This is a genomic window from Phytoactinopolyspora limicola (assembly GCF_011320225.1).
GTDB classification, from domain to species: Bacteria; Actinomycetota; Actinomycetes; order Jiangellales; family Jiangellaceae; genus Phytoactinopolyspora; species Phytoactinopolyspora limicola.
In genome coordinates this window covers 21,037-38,579 of record NZ_JAAOEN010000004.1, presented here as the reverse complement: position 1 = coordinate 38,579, position 17,543 = coordinate 21,037, and the positions used below count along the sequence as shown (strand labels likewise).

13 protein-coding genes and 1 pseudogene are annotated in these 17,543 nt (G+C 65.8%); 9 read left to right on the top strand and 5 right to left on the bottom strand.

The genetic code is table 11. From position 1 onward, the window contains the following. Window positions 1–62 precede the first annotated feature (62 nt). The 4 genes from G8760_RS30260 to coaE all read left to right on the top strand — a co-directional run bounded on the left by G8760_RS30260 (window position 63) and on the right by coaE (window position 5,489). The gene (locus G8760_RS30260; protein ID WP_246222517.1) at window positions 63–1,589 is read left to right on the top strand and encodes a lytic murein transglycosylase; all 1,527 of its coding nucleotides are present in this window, start codon (window positions 63–65) and stop codon (window positions 1,587–1,589) included. Between the two features lie 306 nt (window positions 1,590–1,895). Then, window positions 1,896–3,485, top strand: coding sequence for a 30S ribosomal protein S1 (rpsA, locus tag G8760_RS11870; protein WP_166351241.1), 1,590 nt, complete (start codon window positions 1,896–1,898; stop codon window positions 3,483–3,485). Between the two features lie 92 nt (window positions 3,486–3,577). Then, window positions 3,578–4,261 (top strand): hypothetical protein, encoded by a 684-nt coding sequence (locus tag G8760_RS11865; RefSeq protein WP_166351239.1) that lies wholly within the window; start codon window positions 3,578–3,580, stop codon window positions 4,259–4,261. 43 nt (window positions 4,262–4,304) lie between these two features. Further along, the gene (gene coaE, locus G8760_RS11860) at window positions 4,305–5,489 is read left to right on the top strand and encodes a dephospho-CoA kinase (RefSeq protein WP_166351237.1); all 1,185 of its coding nucleotides are present in this window, start codon (window positions 4,305–4,307) and stop codon (window positions 5,487–5,489) included. Here the strand turns inward: coaE and G8760_RS11855 are convergent. After that, the gene (locus G8760_RS11855; protein WP_166351235.1) at window positions 5,486–6,184 is read right to left on the bottom strand and encodes a pyridoxamine 5'-phosphate oxidase family protein; all 699 of its coding nucleotides are present in this window, start codon (window positions 6,182–6,184) and stop codon (window positions 5,486–5,488) included. The genes coaE and G8760_RS11855 overlap by 4 nt on opposite strands. Before the next feature lie 75 nt (window positions 6,185–6,259). Here G8760_RS11855 and pdxR point away from each other — a divergent pair, with 75 nt between their 5' ends. Both pdxR and G8760_RS11845 read left to right on the top strand, forming a co-directional pair. Continuing rightward, window positions 6,260–7,732: a MocR-like pyridoxine biosynthesis transcription factor PdxR gene (gene pdxR, locus G8760_RS11850; RefSeq protein WP_166351233.1), complete on the top strand. Its 1,473-nt coding sequence runs from the start codon at window positions 6,260–6,262 to the stop codon at window positions 7,730–7,732. 142 nt (window positions 7,733–7,874) lie between these two features. Further along, complete coding sequence (locus G8760_RS11845) at window positions 7,875–9,401, top strand: golvesin C-terminal-like domain-containing protein (protein WP_166351231.1); 1,527 nt, start codon at window positions 7,875–7,877, stop codon at window positions 9,399–9,401. A gap of 61 nt (window positions 9,402–9,462) precedes the next feature. Here G8760_RS11845 and G8760_RS11840 read toward each other — a convergent pair whose 3' ends face one another. After that, the gene (locus tag G8760_RS11840) at window positions 9,463–10,917 is read right to left on the bottom strand and encodes a choice-of-anchor A family protein (RefSeq protein WP_166351229.1); all 1,455 of its coding nucleotides are present in this window, start codon (window positions 10,915–10,917) and stop codon (window positions 9,463–9,465) included. Between the two features lie 119 nt (window positions 10,918–11,036). Here G8760_RS11840 and G8760_RS30815 point away from each other — a divergent pair. Beyond that, window positions 11,037–11,158: pseudogene (locus G8760_RS30815) on the top strand (MerR family transcriptional regulator); the annotation flags it as partial. 276 nt (window positions 11,159–11,434) lie between these two features. Here the strand turns inward: G8760_RS30815 and G8760_RS11830 are convergent. Beyond that, window positions 11,435–12,496 carry an alpha/beta fold hydrolase gene (locus G8760_RS11830; protein ID WP_166351227.1) on the bottom strand — a complete coding sequence of 354 codons (1,062 nt, stop codon included), beginning with the start codon at window positions 12,494–12,496 and terminating at the stop codon, window positions 11,435–11,437. A gap of 342 nt (window positions 12,497–12,838) precedes the next feature. Between G8760_RS11830 and uvrB the strand changes: the two genes are divergently transcribed. Next, window positions 12,839–14,947, top strand: a complete 2,109-nt coding sequence (uvrB, locus tag G8760_RS11825) for an excinuclease ABC subunit UvrB (protein ID WP_166351225.1) — start codon at window positions 12,839–12,841, stop codon at window positions 14,945–14,947. Between the two features lie 192 nt (window positions 14,948–15,139). Further along, window positions 15,140–16,126 (top strand): TerC/Alx family metal homeostasis membrane protein, encoded by a 987-nt coding sequence (locus tag G8760_RS11820; RefSeq protein WP_166352015.1) that lies wholly within the window; start codon window positions 15,140–15,142, stop codon window positions 16,124–16,126. Here the strand turns inward: G8760_RS11820 and G8760_RS11815 are convergent, their stop codons facing one another. After that, a complete protein-coding gene (locus G8760_RS11815; protein ID WP_166351223.1) occupies window positions 16,127–16,780 on the bottom strand; it encodes an MBL fold metallo-hydrolase in 654 nt (217 codons plus the stop codon). It abuts the gene before it with no gap. Next, a complete protein-coding gene (locus tag G8760_RS11810) occupies window positions 16,780–17,514 on the bottom strand; it encodes a maleylpyruvate isomerase family mycothiol-dependent enzyme (RefSeq protein WP_246222544.1) in 735 nt (244 codons plus the stop codon). Before G8760_RS11810 ends, G8760_RS11815 begins: the two co-directional genes overlap by 1 nt. Between the last annotated feature and the right edge of the window lie 29 nt (window positions 17,515–17,543).

Below are 17,543 nucleotides of genomic sequence, written 5' to 3'. Positions count from 1 at the left end.
TGGGTTCGTGACAAGCTCAACTCACAGGGGGCGTCGGTCGCGTTGCGAGCGGAGGTTCTTGCGTGCAGCGAGTTGTTCGAGCGGCGGTAGGGGTGGCCACGGTCACCAGCGTGTTCTGCTTGGGGGGAGCGGCGGCACTGACCAGCCCTGAGCTGGTCGTCGAGCAGCCGTTGGTGACGTCTGCTGAGCACACTATGCCCGCCGGCTCATCTTTGCCCCCGGTGACGGCTGAACTCGGCACCAAGCCGGGCGCTGAGCCCGGATCCGGCATGGTGTCGGTCGATCAGGGTGACGATCCCCCTGATGCTGAGGTCGAGACACCTCGTGGATTCGAGCCGGTCGCTGCCGGTCCGGCGGCAGCGAGGGGCGGTGCCATCGGCATTCCCGCGATCGTCCTCGAAGCCTACCGGCGGGCAGCCGACACCTGGCAGGAACGGCAGCCCAGCTGCAACATCCGCTGGCAGATCTTGGCGGGCGTAGGGAAGGTCGAATCGAGCCACGCCCGGGGTGGTCAAGTTACCGCGCAGGGCGACAGTCAGCCACGGATCTACGGGCCGCCACTGAATGGTGGGCCGGGGATCCGGGCGATCGCCGATACCGACAACGGCCGTTGGGACGGCGACACGGTCTGGGATCGTGCGGTTGGGCCGATGCAGTTCATCCCCACCACATGGCGGGTTTTCGGCGTCGACGCCACTGGCAGTGGTGAGGCCGATCCACACAACCTGTTCGATGCCACCGTCTCGGCGGCACGTTACCTGTGCTTCGGAGGTTCGGATCTGTCGACTGACAGCGGACTGAACGCCGCCCTCCGGCGGTACAACAATTCGGGGGCATACGTCCTCAAAGTTCGTGCCTGGATCGCCGCTTATGACAGCGGAAACATCGCTCCGGTGGCCGAGGCCGGGCCGGGTAGTCATCGTCCCGGCGAGTTGATTGTTGCGGCCCCACCGGAGAGCCGTGGCAGTTCAGACAGCTCGACCGACGCCACCGACTCGACCACGAACCCGGCGCCGTCTCCGGAGCCAACCACCTCTCCGAAGCCGACGAAGACGCCGGAACCCACGAAGACTGCCGAGCCGACGAAGACGCCGGAGCCGACGAAGACGCCGGAGCCTACGAGGACTGCCGAGCCGACGAAGACGCCGGAGCCGACGAAGACGCCGGAGCCGACGAAGACGCCGGAGCCGACGAAGACGCCCGAGCCGACGAAGACACCGGAACCGACGAAGACGCCCGAGCCGACCGAGACACCGGAACCGACCGAGACACCGGAACCGACGAAGACGCCCGAACCGACCGAGACACCCGAGCCGCCGGAACCCACCGATGGGCCCGACGAGCAGTGTCCGGAGCTCAAGGGTGCCGAAGCCGATCCTGACGACGCCGCGGACACCGAGTCGCCGGCGCCAACCGGGCCTACCACATCACCGGAGTCGTCGGAGCCGTCCGAGCCCGCGGAGTGTCTAGGCGAGGACAACCCCGAGTCGACGTCTGCGCGCTCCTCCGATGACGGTCACGAGGATGAGGACGAACACCCGGAGTCGATCTCCCCGGGTGACACCCCGGCGCCGAACCGGCGCGACTAAAAGGCCTGCTGAGGTAGGGCGGGGACAACGGCGGCCCGGGTGGCGGGGTGCGGTGTGGAACCCCTCCCGGCGCCGAGTCGTTGACTAAGAAGACGTAACATACGCGCACACGATTGACCATCAATGTGGTGGCCAGGTAACCTTGCCTGTGCGCTGTGGGCCTGCGCGACCTCGGACCGAGCAGGCTCGCGCTCGTTCATGTCGTTCGGCCGGTGCTCTCCAAGGTTTTCCGTCCCTCGGCACGGCGATCCAAAGGGCCCGTGGCGTTACGTAGCGCAAACACACCTGTCCGGAGCCCGCTTCCACATGACGAGCAGCATCGAGGCTGAAACACCCACCGTGAACACGCCTGCATCCCCGCAGGTCGCAGTGAACGACATCGGGTCCGCGGAGGCCTTCCTCGCCGCGATCGACGAGACCATCAAGTACTTCAATGACGGCGATATCGTTGCCGGTACCGTCGTTAAGGTCGACCGGGACGAGGTCCTGCTCGACATCGGCTACAAAACCGAGGGTGTTATTCCCTCGCGTGAGCTCTCCATCAAGCACGACGTCGATCCTCATGAGGTTGTTGCTGTTGGTGACGAGGTCGAGGCCCTAGTCCTTCAGAAAGAGGACAAAGAGGGTCGGCTGATCCTGTCCAAGAAGCGGGCTCAGTACGAGCGCGCTTGGGGCAAGATCGAGGCCATCAAGGAAGCGGACGGCGTTGTGTCCGGTTCCGTCATCGAGGTCGTCAAGGGCGGGCTCATCCTCGACATCGGGCTGCGTGGGTTCCTTCCCGCGTCGCTGGTCGAGATGCGCCGGGTCCGGGATCTTCAGCCGTATGTCGGCAAGGAGATCGAGGCCAAGATCATCGAGCTGGACAAGAACCGCAACAACGTGGTCCTGTCCCGGCGTGCCTGGCTGGAGCAGACGCAGTCCGAGGTCCGCTCCACCTTCCTCCAAACCCTGCAGAAGGGCCAGATCCGGTCCGGTGTGGTGTCGTCCATCGTCAACTTCGGCGCTTTCGTCGACCTTGGCGGTGTTGATGGCCTGGTGCACGTGTCGGAGCTGTCGTGGAAGCACATCGATCACCCGTCCGAGGTGGTTGAGGTCGGCCAGGAAGTCACCGTCGAGGTGTTGGACGTCGACATGGACCGCGAGCGGGTGTCGTTGTCGCTCAAGGCCACCCTCGAAGACCCGTGGCAGCAGTTCGCGCGGACCCACCAGATCGGCCAGATCGTGCCGGGCAAGGTCACCAAGCTGGTTCCGTTCGGTGCGTTCGTCCGGGTCGACGATGGCATCGAGGGCCTGGTTCACATCTCTGAGCTGGCCGAGCGCCACGTCGAGGTGCCCGAGCAGGTTGTCGAGGTTGGTTCGGACTGCATGGTCAAGGTCATCGACATCGACCTCGAGCGTCGCCGTATCTCCCTGTCGCTGAAGCAGGCGAACGAGGGCGAGACGGCCGAGCACGTCGCCGAGCACTTCGACCCCACGCTGTACGGCATGGCGGCCGACTACGACGACCAAGGCAACTACAAGTACCCCGAAGGTTTCGACCCCGAAACCAACGATTGGCTGCCTGGGTTCGACGAGCAGCGTGCGGAGTGGGAGCGTCAGTACGCGGAGGCGCACGCCCGCTGGGAGGCGCACAAGACGCAGATCCAGACCGCTCAGGTCGCGGATGCGGACGCCAAGGGTGAGGCCGCGCCGTCCGAGTACACCTCGCGCGGTGAGGACCCCAAGCCTGATGAAGGCGGCACGCTGGCGTCGGACGAGGCGCTGCAGGCGGGGGGGGAGAGGCTGACCGGCACCGGCCGGTTTCTGCGCTGGGTCGTAACTTGTGACGGCAACGGCGGTGGCGCCGGATGGGTTACCCATTCGGCGCCACCGCTGTTTGTGCTTACCGCACCATGACCTGGCGAGAACACCCTAGCGTCGCGCACCGTAGAGTAATCGTGACATGTGATCATGAAACCTGGTGGTCAGCACCGGGTACGGTTGTCGCCGTGAAGCGGATTATGCGTTGGTGCGCCTTGGGTGGTGTGCTGCCGTTGCTCGTCGCGGTCAGTGGTTGCACTGATCAGGACGAGCCGGAGGTCCCCGAGGTGCCGGGCGGTACAGAGCAGCCCACCGACGGCGCGGAGCCGACGTCCGTGGTCGATCCGACGGCCGACCCGACCGAGGCCCTGGATGTCCCGTTCGAGTGTGGTGACATGCTGACCGCGGGCCGAGTAGTGCAGATCGTGCAGACATCGCTGGACGGCGAGACCCAGCGGATCTACAACGACGAGTTTCTGGAGAGTTCCGGTCGAACCGGCAGATTGACCTGTCGTTATGGTGTGCCCACCAGTGACCCGACGGCGTCGCCTACTCCGGACGCGGAGGCGGATGAGCTGGCACCGGCAGTGGAGATCGCGGTGAGTTCTTACGTCGACGCGGAAACGGCGAGCGGCCGGATCGAGTCGACGGTCGGCGCGACCTCGCGTGATATCGACCCGCAGACCATCGGCGGCGAGGAGGGGTACCTGCTCACCGGTGATGACGACGTGTCGTACATCGTGGCCGAGGGTGTGCGTACCTACGTCATTACCCTGCGCCGTGGTGTGGTGCCGGAGGCAGCTGAGGTGGTGGTTATCTTGGAGCTTGCGGCCGAGCTGCTGGGTATCGCGGAGCCGACTCCCTCCAACTAATGCCCTCCCAGCCCCCGAGGGCTCAGGCATTAGAGTCTGAGGTGTGTTGCGTGTCGGATTGACGGGCGGGATCGGATCGGGCAAGTCCACCGTGGCGACGAAGCTCGTCGAGCTGGGCGCCGTGCTGATTGACGCGGATCGGTTGGCTCGCGAGGTGGTGGCGCCGGGGACGCCGGGCCTCGATGAGGTCGTCGGGGAGTTCGGCCGAGAGGTACTGGCTGACGACGGCTCGCTGGACCGGGCCGAGTTGGCCCGGATCATCTTCGCCGACGACGAGCGCCGGGCCGCGTTGAACGCGATCGTCCACCCCCGGGTCCATGAGCGCCGCACTGAGTTGGTCGCGGCCGCACCTTCGGATGCGATCGTCGTCGAAGACATCCCCCTGCTGGTCGAGAACGGCCTGGTGGCGGCTTACCCAGCGGTCATCGTCGTCCACGCACCAGTCGACACGCGCATCGAACGCCTCGTCGCGCGCGGACTGTCGGCGGCCGATGCACAAACCCGGATCGACGCTCAGGCCAGTGACGATGCCCGGCGCGCCGCGGCCGATGTGTGGCTGGACAACACTGGCTCCGTTGACGTGTTGTCGACACAGGTGGCCGCACTCTGGGCGCAACGGCTGGTGCCGTTCGAGGGCAACGTACGGGCTCGCCGGGCGGCGGAGCGTTCGGGCCAGCCGGTCATTGTCGACGCCGACCCCGCATGGACGTCCGATGCGGCCCGCATCACTGCCCGGATCCGGAACGTCGCCGGTGACGATGCCCAGCGGATCGATCACATTGGGTCGACGTCGGTGCCCGGCTTGGCCGCCAAGGATGTCATCGACGTCCAGGTGGTGGTAGACGACCTCGAGCAGGCCGCGTCCGTGGCGGACCGGCTGATCGACGTCGGGTTCGCCCGGCTGCCTGGCCGGTGGTTCGACACCGCCCGCGACGGAGCCGAGGTCGACAAGGTGATGGCGGGCAACGCCGATCCGGACCGGGCGGTCAACGTCCACATTCGTCACGCCGACTCGCCGACGTGGCGCCACGCCGTGATGTTCCGTGACTGGTTGCGGGCTCAGCCGCGCGCTGTGGCTGAGTACGCCGCCCTGAAGCGGAAGCTGGCCGGTGACACGTACGAGACGATGGACGACTACGCGGTTCGGAAGACGCCGTGGATCAACGCCGCGTTGAGTCGAGCCGACGAGTGGGCGCGGGACACCGGCTGGCGGTTGGAGCCCAGCTAATACAGGTGGGCTACTGGACGTGACCGTGGGACAAGTGGCGAACGGTGGGCGACCCGGTCGGGCACCGGCACGTCGGTGGGTAGCAGCGGGCACGGCTCCGGTGTTCCCCACACCTGGCGCAACGGCAGCACGCCGGCCCAGTCGCCGTGTACACCGATGTCGTCATCGTCGTCGCCGGGCGGTCCCGATCGCAGTTTCACCGATGCCTCGTCTAAGGACAGCGCGAGTACCGCGGTCTGGGCAAGTTCCTTGCGGGTCGGAGGGCGGGTGGCCGCCCACGATCCTGGAGCCAGGTGTTCGGTGAGTACCTGTAGGGCACGCAGCTTGGTGTCGGGGTCGGTCACCGGTGTGGCCGCGCCGATGATCACCGCACTGGCGTAGTTCATCGAGTGGTGGAAGCTCGAGCGGGCATACACGATGCCGTCGACCCTGGTGACCGTCACACTGATCGGGATGTCACCGGTGGCGTCGCGGAGGCTGGCCGCCCCGGTGGAGCCGTGGAGATAAAGCGTGTCTCCGTCTCGCCCGTACCCGGTGGGCAAGGCGATGGGAACACCGTCGCGCACTGTGGCCAGGTGGCAGATGAGGCACGAGTCCAGTATTCCGTGCAGTGTGGCCCGGTCGGTCTGCGCACGTTGGCGGCCGCGCTTCACGGTGCTTCGTGGAGTAGGGGAGAGCGGTGTACTGCTAGCCATGCCTGTCATCATGGCCCACCATGTGGCAGCCTTGAATGGCCAATTCCCATCGATCCTAGAGAGCCACTTCGGACCATGAGTGACTTGCCGTTCGCCATCGACCGCACGTCGAGACGACCGCTGGCCCGCCAGGTTGCCGATGGCATCCGCGAGGTCTGCGCCCAAGGCCTCATCCGGGTAGGGGACCGGCTCCCGTCCACCCGAGCCTTGGCTAAGAGTTTGCAGGTCAGCAGGACCGTCACCGAGGCGGCTTATGACCAGCTACATGCCGAGGGGTGGATCATCTCTCGGCGCGGCTCGGGAACGTTCGTCGCGGCGGTGCCCTCCGCCATCGACCCTGAGCTGGTGGTGGCGTCCACCCCTGTGCCACCGACGACGACGGTGCCTTCGATCCGGCCGGTGGCGGCCGAAGGTGTTGTCTTCCGGTCCCGGGTTCGCCAGCTCGCGGAGAACCCGCCGGAGGCGGATGGTGAGGGACCCGATCTGCGTCCCGGAGCAGCATGGGCCGCGGGTGTCCCGCCGGAGATCTGGCGCCGCGCCTGGCGTCGGGCGGGGGATACCCCACCGGACGCCAGGCATCTCCGCGCTGGGCTGCCGGAGTTCCGGACCACGGTGGTAGAACACCTGCTACGACACCGAGGCCTGGCCATGCCCGGCAGTTCCGTGCTGGCCACCGCCGGGACCACGGCGGCCATTCTGGAACTGGCCATGGCAGCCTTCGAGCGTGGCACCACTGTCGCGGTGGAAGAACCCGGGTATCCGCGGGCTGTTGCGGCTTTTCAGGCCGCTGGTATGCGGGTAGTGGCCGTGCCGGTGGACACGAACGGCTTGCTCGTCGATGCGATCCCTACGTCGACGCGGGTGGTGTATTGCACCCCGGCGCATCAGTTCCCGCTGGGTGGCCGGCTGCCCGCGGCACGCCGCGCACAATTGGTGGCCTGGGCGAGGCAGGCCGGCGCATTGATCGTCGAGGATGACTACGATGGCGAGCTGCGTTACGACGTCGCCCCGCTTCCCCTGTTGGCATCGATCGGACCGGACGTCGTCATCCATCTGGGAACGGCCAGCAAGCTGTTGTCGCCGACGCTGAGTGTGGGATGGATGGTGGCGCCGCGGGCGGTGCGCTCGGCAGTGCTGGCGTATCGGGACATCAGCAGTGCTTCTCCTGGCCTGGCGGGGCAGCGAGTGTTGGCGGCGATGGCTGAAGCTGGGGATCTTCCCCGGCATCTGCGACGGATCCGGCGTGAGCTGTCCGCCAGACGTGACCTGGTGGCTCAGACCTTGGCTGAGGCGGGTGTCCCGGTGACCGGCGACCGCGCCGGGAGTCATGTGGCGGTGTTGCTGGATCGCCTCGTCGACGAGGAACGCCTGGTGGGGGAGGCGGCACATGCCGGTGTCCGGATCGATGGGCTGCGGCGTTGTTTCACGGGGTCGCCGTGGATGTTCGGAGCGGCTCTCGGATACGCGGCTCCGGAGCATCGTGCGGAGCTTGAGGAAGGGTTGCGGGTACTTGTCAACGTGCTCGCTCAGCGACACACCTGGGCATGACCATCGGTCAGATCCGGTTGCGGTTTTTCCTCTCGTCCTCACCCGAAGGTCGGAAAGAATTTTTTCTAAAGGGGTCGACGACGCGTGAAATCGCGAATATATTCCAGGCGACCCGGAGAAACTCCGCGACAGGAGGAGTGACATGTCGCCCGGCCCCTCGCCCAATTCCCCCATCGTCACCCGTCGCCGCGCCCTGGCCCTCGGAGGAGGTGCGCTCCTTGGCGTCGCCGCAAGCGGGACCGCCCTGACCCTGCCGGCCCAGGCGCGAACCACCAGCACGCTCGCCGACGTGTTCGAGGCCACGGCAGCCGCCTATGGTGTACCACGCGACCTACTGGTCGCCATCGGCTACGCTGAAACCCGCCTGACCCGGCACGACGGACCAAGCCAGGCCCGCGGATTCGGCCTCATGCACCTCGTCGACAACCCACGGCACCAGACCCTGGCGGAGGCCGCTCGCCTGACCGACCACTCGAAGCGAGCCCTACGCGTCGACACCACAGCGAACATCGAAGGTGCTGCTGCCGTGTTGCGGGCCTACGCCGACGACGCACGGTTCTCGGCTGGCACCCGGCGCGACCTTGGTGCTTGGTACCCCGTCGTCGCCCGCTACTCGGGTGCGAAAGACCCGTACGTGGCGCGGCTCTACGCCGACGGCGTCTACGACGTCTTCTGGACCGGTGCCGACGCCGCCGGCGTCCGGCTGGAGGCCGATCCAGTCGATCCGGACCGCGACGCCGTCGACACCGAGTTCGGCACCTTGTCGAACCACGTCGACTACCCGCCGGCCCTGTGGGTAGCGGCCCACTCCAGCAACTTCACGGTGGCCAACCGCCCAAGCAGCCATGCGATTACCCATGTCGTCATCCACGTCATGCAGGGCACCTACGCGGGCAGCATCTCGTGGTTCCAGAACCCGTCGGCGAACGTGTCCGCGCACTACTGCGTCCGATCCTCCGACGGACAAGTCACCCAGATGGTCCGGCACAAGGACATCGGCTGGCACGCGCGGGACTACAACTCGCGCAGCGTCGGGATCGAACACGAAGGCTGGTTCGACCAGGCGCAGTGGTACACCGAAGCCATGTACCGCTCGTCGGCGGCCCTGACCCGGCACATCTGCGACATGCACAACATCCCGAAGACCCGCTCTCGCATCGTCGGCCACGGAGAAGTCAACGCGACGCCGTGTCCAGGTCAGATCTGGGACTGGGGCCGGTACATGAGCTACGTCACCGAGGACAATGGCGGCGACCCGATCTGGACGGCTGTGGTGGATGCCACCTCGAGTGATGTCACCGCGGGTTCGAGTTGGCAGCAGTCTTCGTGGTCGTCGCAGAAGTACGGCGACTACTACCTGTTCAACACCCCGGAGCCGATCTCCGATCCGGTTTGGTACTACGCCACCTTGCCCGAATCTGGCACCTACCGGATCGAGGTCTGGCACCCAGCTGATTCGGGTTACAACGACAGCACTCCATACGTGGTCGCAGCTACCGGCGGCAATCAGTCGGTCCGCGTCAACCAGCGCACCGGGGGCGGGCAGTGGCGCTCCATCGGAAACTTCCAGATGGGCAGCGGGCGCCGCCAGGTCGTCGGCGTGAGCCGATGGACGTCGGGTTCGGGTTATGTGATCGCCGACGCGGTGCGGATCTCGTTGCTCGGATAGATCGGACGTTGACGGGCGCCCTCGGCGGCTGGCCGAGGGCACCCGTCACTTTTCGGCATGCTCAGCTGTGCAGCGCGTGGCGACGGCGACCGGACAGAAGCGCCACAGCGCCAGCTCCCAGGGCCATCAACCCGACAGCCGCCAGGACCGCGAGGCTGCCACCAGTGTCCGGCAGTGAATCGCCGTTCTCGTCGCCGTTGACGTCGCCGTTCTCGTCGCCGTTGACGTCGCCGTTGACGTCGCCGTTCTCGTCGCCGTTGACGTCGCCGTTGACGTCGCCGTTCTCGTCGCCGTTGACGTCGCCGTTGACGTCGCCGTTGACGTCGCCGTTGACGTCGCCGTTCTCGTCGCCGTTCTCGTCGCCGTTCTCGTCGCCGTTGACGTCGCCGTTGACGTCGCCGTTGACGTCGCCGTTCTCGTCGCCGTTCTCGTCGCCGTTCTCGTCGCAATCAGGCAGCTGACCGGTGAACGGGTAGCTATGCATTTCGCTGCCGAAGCTCCGACCGCCGTGGATCAGATCGCCGGCGACAAGAACCCGGCCGTTGGTGCCCGGTAGGTCGATGCGGGTGCTGCTGTCGGACCGGGCGACCAGAATCGATCCTGGAAGTTGGGCGAAGCCGTGAATGTTCACGTCGCTGGCGGCGGGAATGTTCCAGAGCACCCGTTGAGCCAACTCGGGGTCAAGGGCGGGGGAGTCGAGCGCGAGGTCGACGTCGGTGCCCAACACGTTGACGATGATGGTGGCGCCTGCTGGTACATCGACGAACTCGATCATCATGTTCTGCGTGCCGACCGACGGTAGCCGCTCGTCTATCTCGAAGACCTGTGGGTTGCTCTCGCCGTCACCGATGAACTGGGCCGTACCGAACTCCTCGACCACCTGGCCAGTAGCCTCGGATTCGGCGACACACTGCGAGCGCTCCGTTACCAAGGCGGGCAGGTCCAGGTACGGCTCGACGGCCTCGGGATCCTGGCGCACTGTGCCGGGAGCGACGTCGACCTGATCGTCGGTGAAGTTCTTGGCTCCGCCGTACGCGACGTTACCGCTGATGAATCGGCCGGATGTGTCGATGCCACCCAGAATTATCCGGGAACCTGGATTGATGGCTAGATCGCCGCCGACGATGAAGTGATCGGTGCCGTCCGGCGGCGGAACCCTCGAGCCCACGCCCACTACACCGATGTTGTATACGCGATTGACCAGGTCGATATGAGCATCACCGAGCACGACGAGGAGACCCTCAGACTCGGCTGCGGCGTTCTCTACGGTGAAGTCGCCGCCGGCGAAGACGTTAACGGCGGCGTCGGTGCCGGAGAAGTCGCCGTTGTGCGGTGGGAGCCACTCCTCCGGGCACTCATCGCCGATACATCCACTTGGAACGTCGTCGTCGGCGGTGGTACTGAGTGCGAACGCCACGCCAGTAGCCGTCACGAGTCCGGCTGTGGCGGCGAAAGCGAAGATGCCGGTCAAGCGGCTCCGGCGCGTAGGCGCGGAGCGGTGTTGAGTGGTGCCCATGTCAGTCCCCGTGGTGGTGTGCGTTTATCGGCTTGGTGACTCGGCTACCGGCCGAGCCTCGGTCAACGTATCTCAGCTGCTCGGGGTACCGCTGGGAAAACGGGAAGTTCGAGTGCCGTGCCGCCGGAGAGCACCTGGCGCTCCCGCGGAGCGTCGTGGACGACCTGACCGGCTGCGCGGTCTCGGCGTAGAGGAGCGGTGCATCGAGATGGAGCGGGACGCCTGGATCATGGTGGCCGCGCCGAGGCTACGTCAGTGTTCGTGACCACGGTTGCGGTCGCCTCATCGCTCTTGCGTATGCATTCATCGACCAGGACGGCACCCGGCAGGCGAACCGAACCCGGTGTCCCCGATGCACGAGTTTCCGTATGTGCCGTCGTCTCCTCCGCCCGGTTGCGGTCACGATGGTGGCGAAGGGCTAGGCCAAGGGCGGGCACGGCTGCTCGTCTTCGGTCCAGGAAACATGGCTCTACGGCCACCTGGGTTACGCGCATTCAGACGGGCGCGAACCCGAGGCCTAGCCCGACCGCCCCGCCGGTCCGGAGACGTAGGGATCGGTAGCGTCGAGGTGGCTCGTGATGGCCGCCGTCACCTTGGGCATGTCAGGGTATGGGAACGGGTGACCAGCGCCTTCCAGCCAGAGGCCGCGGGCGGAAGGGATGGCTGCGGCGAGTCGGTGGCCGTGCTCGATCGGCAAGAGCACGTCGGCGGTCCCGTGTATCACGAGAGTGGGTGCCGTGATGGTGCCTAGAAGCGGGTATCGGGAGCGGGTCACGGCCACAGCAGCCTGGTGCTGCACCAGTGCACGGAGGTTGAGTCCGTTTCGTTCGCGCAGGTCGTAAAGAACGATCCTGGTCCACTCTTCCACGTCGACAGGTTCATCTCCGCCGTGCGCGATCAGCCCCGCGAGGAACTCCTTCACGAGGTTTGTTTCGCCGCCGAGCAAGCGATAACGCAGCAGTGGAAAGCCCGCTATCGCGGACTGGATCAGCGGCCAGGTCTGTGGTCCGGGCATAGCGGCGTCGGTCGGGTCCGCCGATGTCGACATGAGGGTGAGCGAGTGGACACGCTCGGGGTATTCGACCGCGACCTCTTGGGCGACGAACCCTCCGAGGGAGAGCCCGAGCAGGTGAGCGCGGTCGATGCGAAGCTCGTCGAGAACGGCGATCGCATCGTTCGCCATGTCGATCAGCGAGTACGGTTGCTTTCGGCTCCAGCCCGTCATCCAACTCGACGCGCCGGTACCCCGCTGGTCGTACCTGACCACGCGGTATCCCGCCGCCGCCAGGGCGCGCAGGAACGCGGGCGGCCAGAACAACGAGCCCACACCGAGTGAGGAGTTGAGCAATACGACACCCTTCTCCGCACCGACCGGAGGGATGGACTCGTACCAGATCCGGACCCCGCCGGACTGGGCGTACCCCGATTCGCCGCTGACGACTCCGGTCACGGGGCCGGCGCGGACGCGGGCAATCGTGCTATCGGTGCCGGGCGGCAGACGAGGCCCTCGCCACGCCAGAAGCGCCGCGAGTCCGGCAAGTCCCAACGCCGCTGAGGCCAGGACTACCCACTTCCTCATCGGCTCAGTTTAAAGGCCGACCCCGGCCCGCTTCTTCACCCCGCGGATGACACTCCTGGCGCCGATTTCTCGTCACGTTCGCATAGCATCCACTTCCTCGTCAGTGAGTGGTGTTCGAGGTCGTCTCCTCGGCGCCGCTGACGCCTCGATGAGCGGGTCGTCCGGCTGGCCGGCGGGCGTGTCAGCCTCGCTGACGCCGCGATTCCAAGCGCAAACCAGCCTCTCCACCCGGCGTCGCCTGTTCCCGCAGTGTTCGATTGCACCCCGTCGTCCCCGGCGTCCGGAACACGGCTCCGACAGTCACGCATGACGTTGTCGGTGTCAGGACATACCGTGGTCTCTATGCGCCCGACTATCGATTTCACCCGACGCGACGCACCGTTCCAGGTCGTCAGCGACTGGGACCCGTCCGGTGATCAGCCGGACGCTATCGACGCGCTGGAGCGCCGCGTGCGCGCGGGAGAGGACGACGTCGTCCTGCTTGGTGCTACGGGTACCGGCAAGAGCGCGACCACCGCGTGGTTGATCGAACGACTACAGCGGCCCACCCTGGTAATGGCACCCAACAAGACACTCGCGGCGCAGCTGGCCAACGAGTTCCGCCACCTGTTGCCGCACAACGCGGTTGAGTACTTCGTGTCGTATTACGACTACTACCAGCCCGAGGCGTACGTCCCGCAGACGGACACCTATATCGAGAAAGATTCGTCCATCAACGACGAAGTGGAGCGGTTGCGCCATTCCACTACGGGGTCGCTGATGACACGTCGAGACGTCGTGGTCGTGGCGACCGTCTCGTGTATCTACGGCCTGGGGAACCCGCAGGAGTACTCCGACCGCATGGTGTGGCTCCGGGTTGGTGAGGTGCGAGACCGCGAGGCGCTGCTACGCCGGTTGGTGGAGATCCAGTACGCCCGCAATGATCAGAACTTCACCCGGGGCACCTTCCGGGTGCGTGGCGACACACTGGAGATCATCCCGCAGTACGGCGAGATGGCCGTGCGGGTCGAGTTCTTCGGCGACGAAATCGAGCGGATCACCACTCTCCATCCCCTCACGGGTGAGGTCATCAGCGAGGAAGACCTCATGTACGTCTTCCCGGCGTCGCACTATGTCGCCGCGCCGGAGACACAGGAGCGGGCACTACATGCGATCGAGGCCGAGCTTGAGGAGCGGCTCGCCGAGCTGGAGCGGCAGAACAAGCTGCTGGAGGCCCAGCGATTGCGGATGCGGACCACGTATGACCTGGAGATGATCCGTGAGGTCGGGTTCACCTCCGGCATCGAGAACTACTCGCGCCACTTCGACGGGCGCGGTCCCGGATCGCCGCCGCACTGCCTGCTCGACTATTTCCCGGAGGACTTTCTTCTGGTCATCGATGAGTCGCACGTGACGGTGCCGCAGATCGGCGGCATGTACGAGGGCGACATGAGCCGTAAACGCACTCTGGTCGAGCACGGGTTCCGGCTGCCCAGCGCTATGGACAACCGACCACTGCGCTGGGAGGAGTTTCTCGAGCGGGTGGGACAGAAGGTCTATCTGTCGGCTACTCCCGGTCCATACGAACTCGGGCGGGCCCGCGGCGTCGTCGAGCAGATCATCCGGCCCACCGGCTTGGTAGACCCGGAGGTGGTCGTCAAAGCCACCAAGGGGCAGATCGACGACCTCATGCACGAGATCAACAGCCGGGCGGAGCGGAACGAACGCGTCCTCGTCACCACATTGACCAAGAAGATGGCCGAGGATCTCACCGACTACTTGCTGGAGAACGGGGTCCGGGTCCGTTACCTGCATAGTGAGGTCGACACCCTGCGCCGGGTAGAGCTACTGCGCGAGTTGCGGCTCGGCGAGTTCGACGTGCTGGTCGGCATCAACCTACTACGCGAGGGGCTCGACCTTCCCGAGGTGTCACTCGTGAGCATTCTCGACGCGGACAAAGAGGGTTTCCTCCGGTCCGGCACGTCGCTGATCCAGACCATCGGCCGGGCCGCCCGGAACGTCTCCGGCCAGGTCCACATGTATGCCGACACCATCACTCCGTCGATGCGGAACGCGATCGACGAGACCAATCGGCGGCGCGAGAAGCAGGTGGCGTATAACGCCGAACACGGCATCGATCCCACGCCGCTGCGTAAACGGATCGGCGATATCACCGAGATGTTGGCCCGGGAAGACGCCGACACCGAGGAGCTCGTTGGTGGCTCGGGCCGGACCGCCAGCCGGGGTAAGGCACCGGTACCGGGTATGCAGAGCACGTCCGATGTCGGCCGACACGCGGCTGACCTGGCCGGAATGCCGGCCGCGGACCTCGCCGGGCTGATCCAGCAGCTCTCCGACCAGATGCACAACGCCGCGGCTGAGTTGCAGTTCGAGCTGGCCGCCCGGCTGCGGGACGAGATCGCGGAGCTGAAGAAGGAGCTACGCGGCATGCACGAGGCCGGCGTCGGCTGACCTCCTGGTCATCCGGGTGTGAGATAGTGGGCGTAGTGGAGGGGAGTATTCCTTCGCGGCGGTGTCGTCATCTCGGATCTGGCAACGGACCCCGGCCCCGTCGGCCCCAGCTAGTTCAGGGCGGAAGAGACCTCCGGTCGCACGCAACAACCGTTGTGTGTCGAAGCGACCGGAGAGGGAGCCTGCCCGTTGCTGGATCTGCCTGTGTGGTTCGAGGTTGTCACCCTCGTTACGCTGACTCTCCTGCTCATCGTCGATCTCCTGATTGTCACCAGGCGGCCACATGAGCCGTCGATGCGGGAGTCCACGGCATGGGTGTCGTTCTATATCGCGTTGCCGATCGTGTTCGGCATCCTCCTGCTCATCATCAGCGGTGGCCAGGCGTCAGGGGAGTTCTTCGCCGGGTGGGTGACGGAGAAGAGTCTCAGCGTCGACAACCTCTTCGTCTTCGTCATCATCATGAACCAGTTCCGGGTGCCACGGCGGTACCAGCAGTCGGTACTGATGTTCGGGATCTTGCTAGCCATCGTCATGCGAGGTGTGTTCATCGTCCTCGGGGCCCTGGCCATCAACCAGTTCGCCTGGGTGTTCTACCTCTTCGGGGTCTTCTTGATCTACACGGCGGCGAAGCTGGCCCAACAGCAAGCCAGCGGCCCTCACGTGGACGAGAAGTTCGACAGCCCGCTACTACAGCGGATCGGGCGACGGTTCCCGGTGAGTGCGGACTATGACGGCATCAAGTTCCGCACCGTGGTCGACGGCCGCAAGATGCTCACCCCGATGCTGATCGTCTTTGTTGCTATCGGCTCGGCCGACCTACTCTTCGCGGTTGACTCGATTCCAGCCATCTTTGGTATCACCCAGGAGATGTTCCTCGTCTTCACGGCGAATGTGTTCGCGTTGATGGGGTTGCGGCAGCTGTATTTCCTCCTGGGCGGGCTGCTGGAGCGGCTGGTATATCTCTCGGCTGGGCTCGCCGTCATTCTGGCGTTCATCGGCGTGAAACTGGTGTTGCACGCACTTCACGAGAACAATCTGCCATTCGTGAATGGGGGAGAGCCGATCCACGTTCCCCAGATCTCGATCCTGGTTTCACTGGGATTCATCGGTGCGACGTTAGCCGTCACGACGGTGGCCAGCCTGCTCAAGACCCGCCGCGACAAGGTCCGCCTGCGTTAACTACCAGCCGCGGCTGCGCCATTCGGACAGGTGCGGGCGCTCTCGCCCAAGGGTGGTGTCGTCACCGTGGCCGGGGTACACCCAGGTCTCGTCCGGGAGCCGGTTGAAGAGTTTGTGCTCGACGTCGTCGATGAGTGAGGCGAAGTCTTCGGGAGAGGTGGTCTTGCCGACGCCACCCGGGAACAGCGAGTCTCCTGTCCACAGGTGGGGCTGACCGGCGGGGTCGTAGAGCAACGCGATGCTACCCGGGGTGTGACCGACCAGATGGATGACGCCGAGTTCACAGTGGCCGAATCGGATCCGGTCGCCGTCGTTCACCAGCTCCGCTGTGGGTACGGAGATGGCCGGGGCGTCGTCCGGGTGAGCCATGGTGATAGCACCGGTATGGCGGGTAACGTCGGCGAGCGCTCGCCAATGGTCGCGGTGCCGGTGGGTGGTCACGATGCGGATGAGGGGCCCGTCGCCACACGTGGTGAGGATTCTGTCGGCCTCGTCGGCGGCGTCGATGAGTAGTTCCTCGCCGGTGTCACGGCAACGCAACACGTAGGCGTTGTTGTCCCAGCTACCGCCGACGGACACTTTGTTGACGATGACATGTGCCAGTTCGCGGACGGCCGGTGGACCGCCCGGGACGACGTGGCCGTGGTAGCTCATCACAACCACGCCGGGAGTTCCGGCAGCGGGCGGTTCGGCTCGGTGCTCAGTCCGGTGCCGGGGGACCGGCCCATGAGCCAGGCGAGGACCGATCGGGAATCCCCGCTCACAGTGACCTGACCACCGGTGCCGATGCGGGTGGTGAAACCGTTCGTGACGAGTACGAAGGCGGGGGTGTCATCACGTTGGCTGAAGCTACGTACGGTCTCGGTGAGCGCACGCCCGACGAACATGTCGGGCCAGTGTTCGACGGTGTAGCCGGCGTCGAGGTCGACGTGATGCACTTCGAGCTCCTGCAGCCGCATCCACAAGGTCCGGCGTACCGGGATGGTCCGGCCCGACGCGGCAGGACCGGTGACGACCTCACGCTGCCAGCGATCGGCGGGCAGGTCGGTGACGGCCGCCGTGAACCGGGCCGATGCCTCCTGAAGATCGGTCAGGAGCGCCTCGGGCGACGCGGCGGCTCCGGTGTTGATGTCGGCCTCGCGTTCCTCGCGACTCGGGTACATCGGGGTTCGCACACCTGTTCGGGCCCAGGTGAGGAGGTTGGTCAAGGCGTCGGCGTTGCGCGCTAGGTGGGCCAGCACGTGGCCACGGGTCCAGCCCGCGCATAAGCTGGGTGCGGCCAGTGCTTCGGCGTCGAACGCGCTGGCCGTCGTCACCAGTCGTTCGGTGGCGGCACTGACCGGGCCAGCGGATTCCACGGCGTCGTTGTCGGCGTTCTTGGAAGACATGGAAGGCACGGGTCCGAATCTACTGGGGG

Excerpts from the sequence above, each read along its gene's own strand:
- rpsA (WP_166351241.1), top strand. The coding sequence starts at position 1,896 with ATGACGAGCAGCATCGAGGCTGAAACACCCACCGTGAACACGCCTGCA.
- uvrB (WP_166351225.1), top strand. The coding sequence starts at position 12,839 with ATGCGCCCGACTATCGATTTCACCCGACGCGACGCACCGTTCCAGGTC.
- G8760_RS11815 (WP_166351223.1), bottom strand. The coding sequence starts at position 16,780 with ATGAGCTACCACGGCCACGTCGTCCCGGGCGGTCCACCGGCCGTCCGC.
- G8760_RS11845 (WP_166351231.1), top strand. The coding sequence starts at position 7,875 with ATGTCGCCCGGCCCCTCGCCCAATTCCCCCATCGTCACCCGTCGCCGC.
- G8760_RS11855 (WP_166351235.1), bottom strand. The coding sequence starts at position 6,184 with ATGGCTAGCAGTACACCGCTCTCCCCTACTCCACGAAGCACCGTGAAG.
- pdxR (WP_166351233.1), top strand. The coding sequence starts at position 6,260 with ATGAGTGACTTGCCGTTCGCCATCGACCGCACGTCGAGACGACCGCTG.
- G8760_RS11830 (WP_166351227.1), bottom strand. The coding sequence starts at position 12,496 with ATGAGGAAGTGGGTAGTCCTGGCCTCAGCGGCGTTGGGACTTGCCGGA.
- G8760_RS11840 (WP_166351229.1), bottom strand. The coding sequence starts at position 10,917 with ATGGGCACCACTCAACACCGCTCCGCGCCTACGCGCCGGAGCCGCTTG.
- G8760_RS11810 (WP_246222544.1), bottom strand. The coding sequence starts at position 17,514 with ATGTCTTCCAAGAACGCCGACAACGACGCCGTGGAATCCGCTGGCCCG.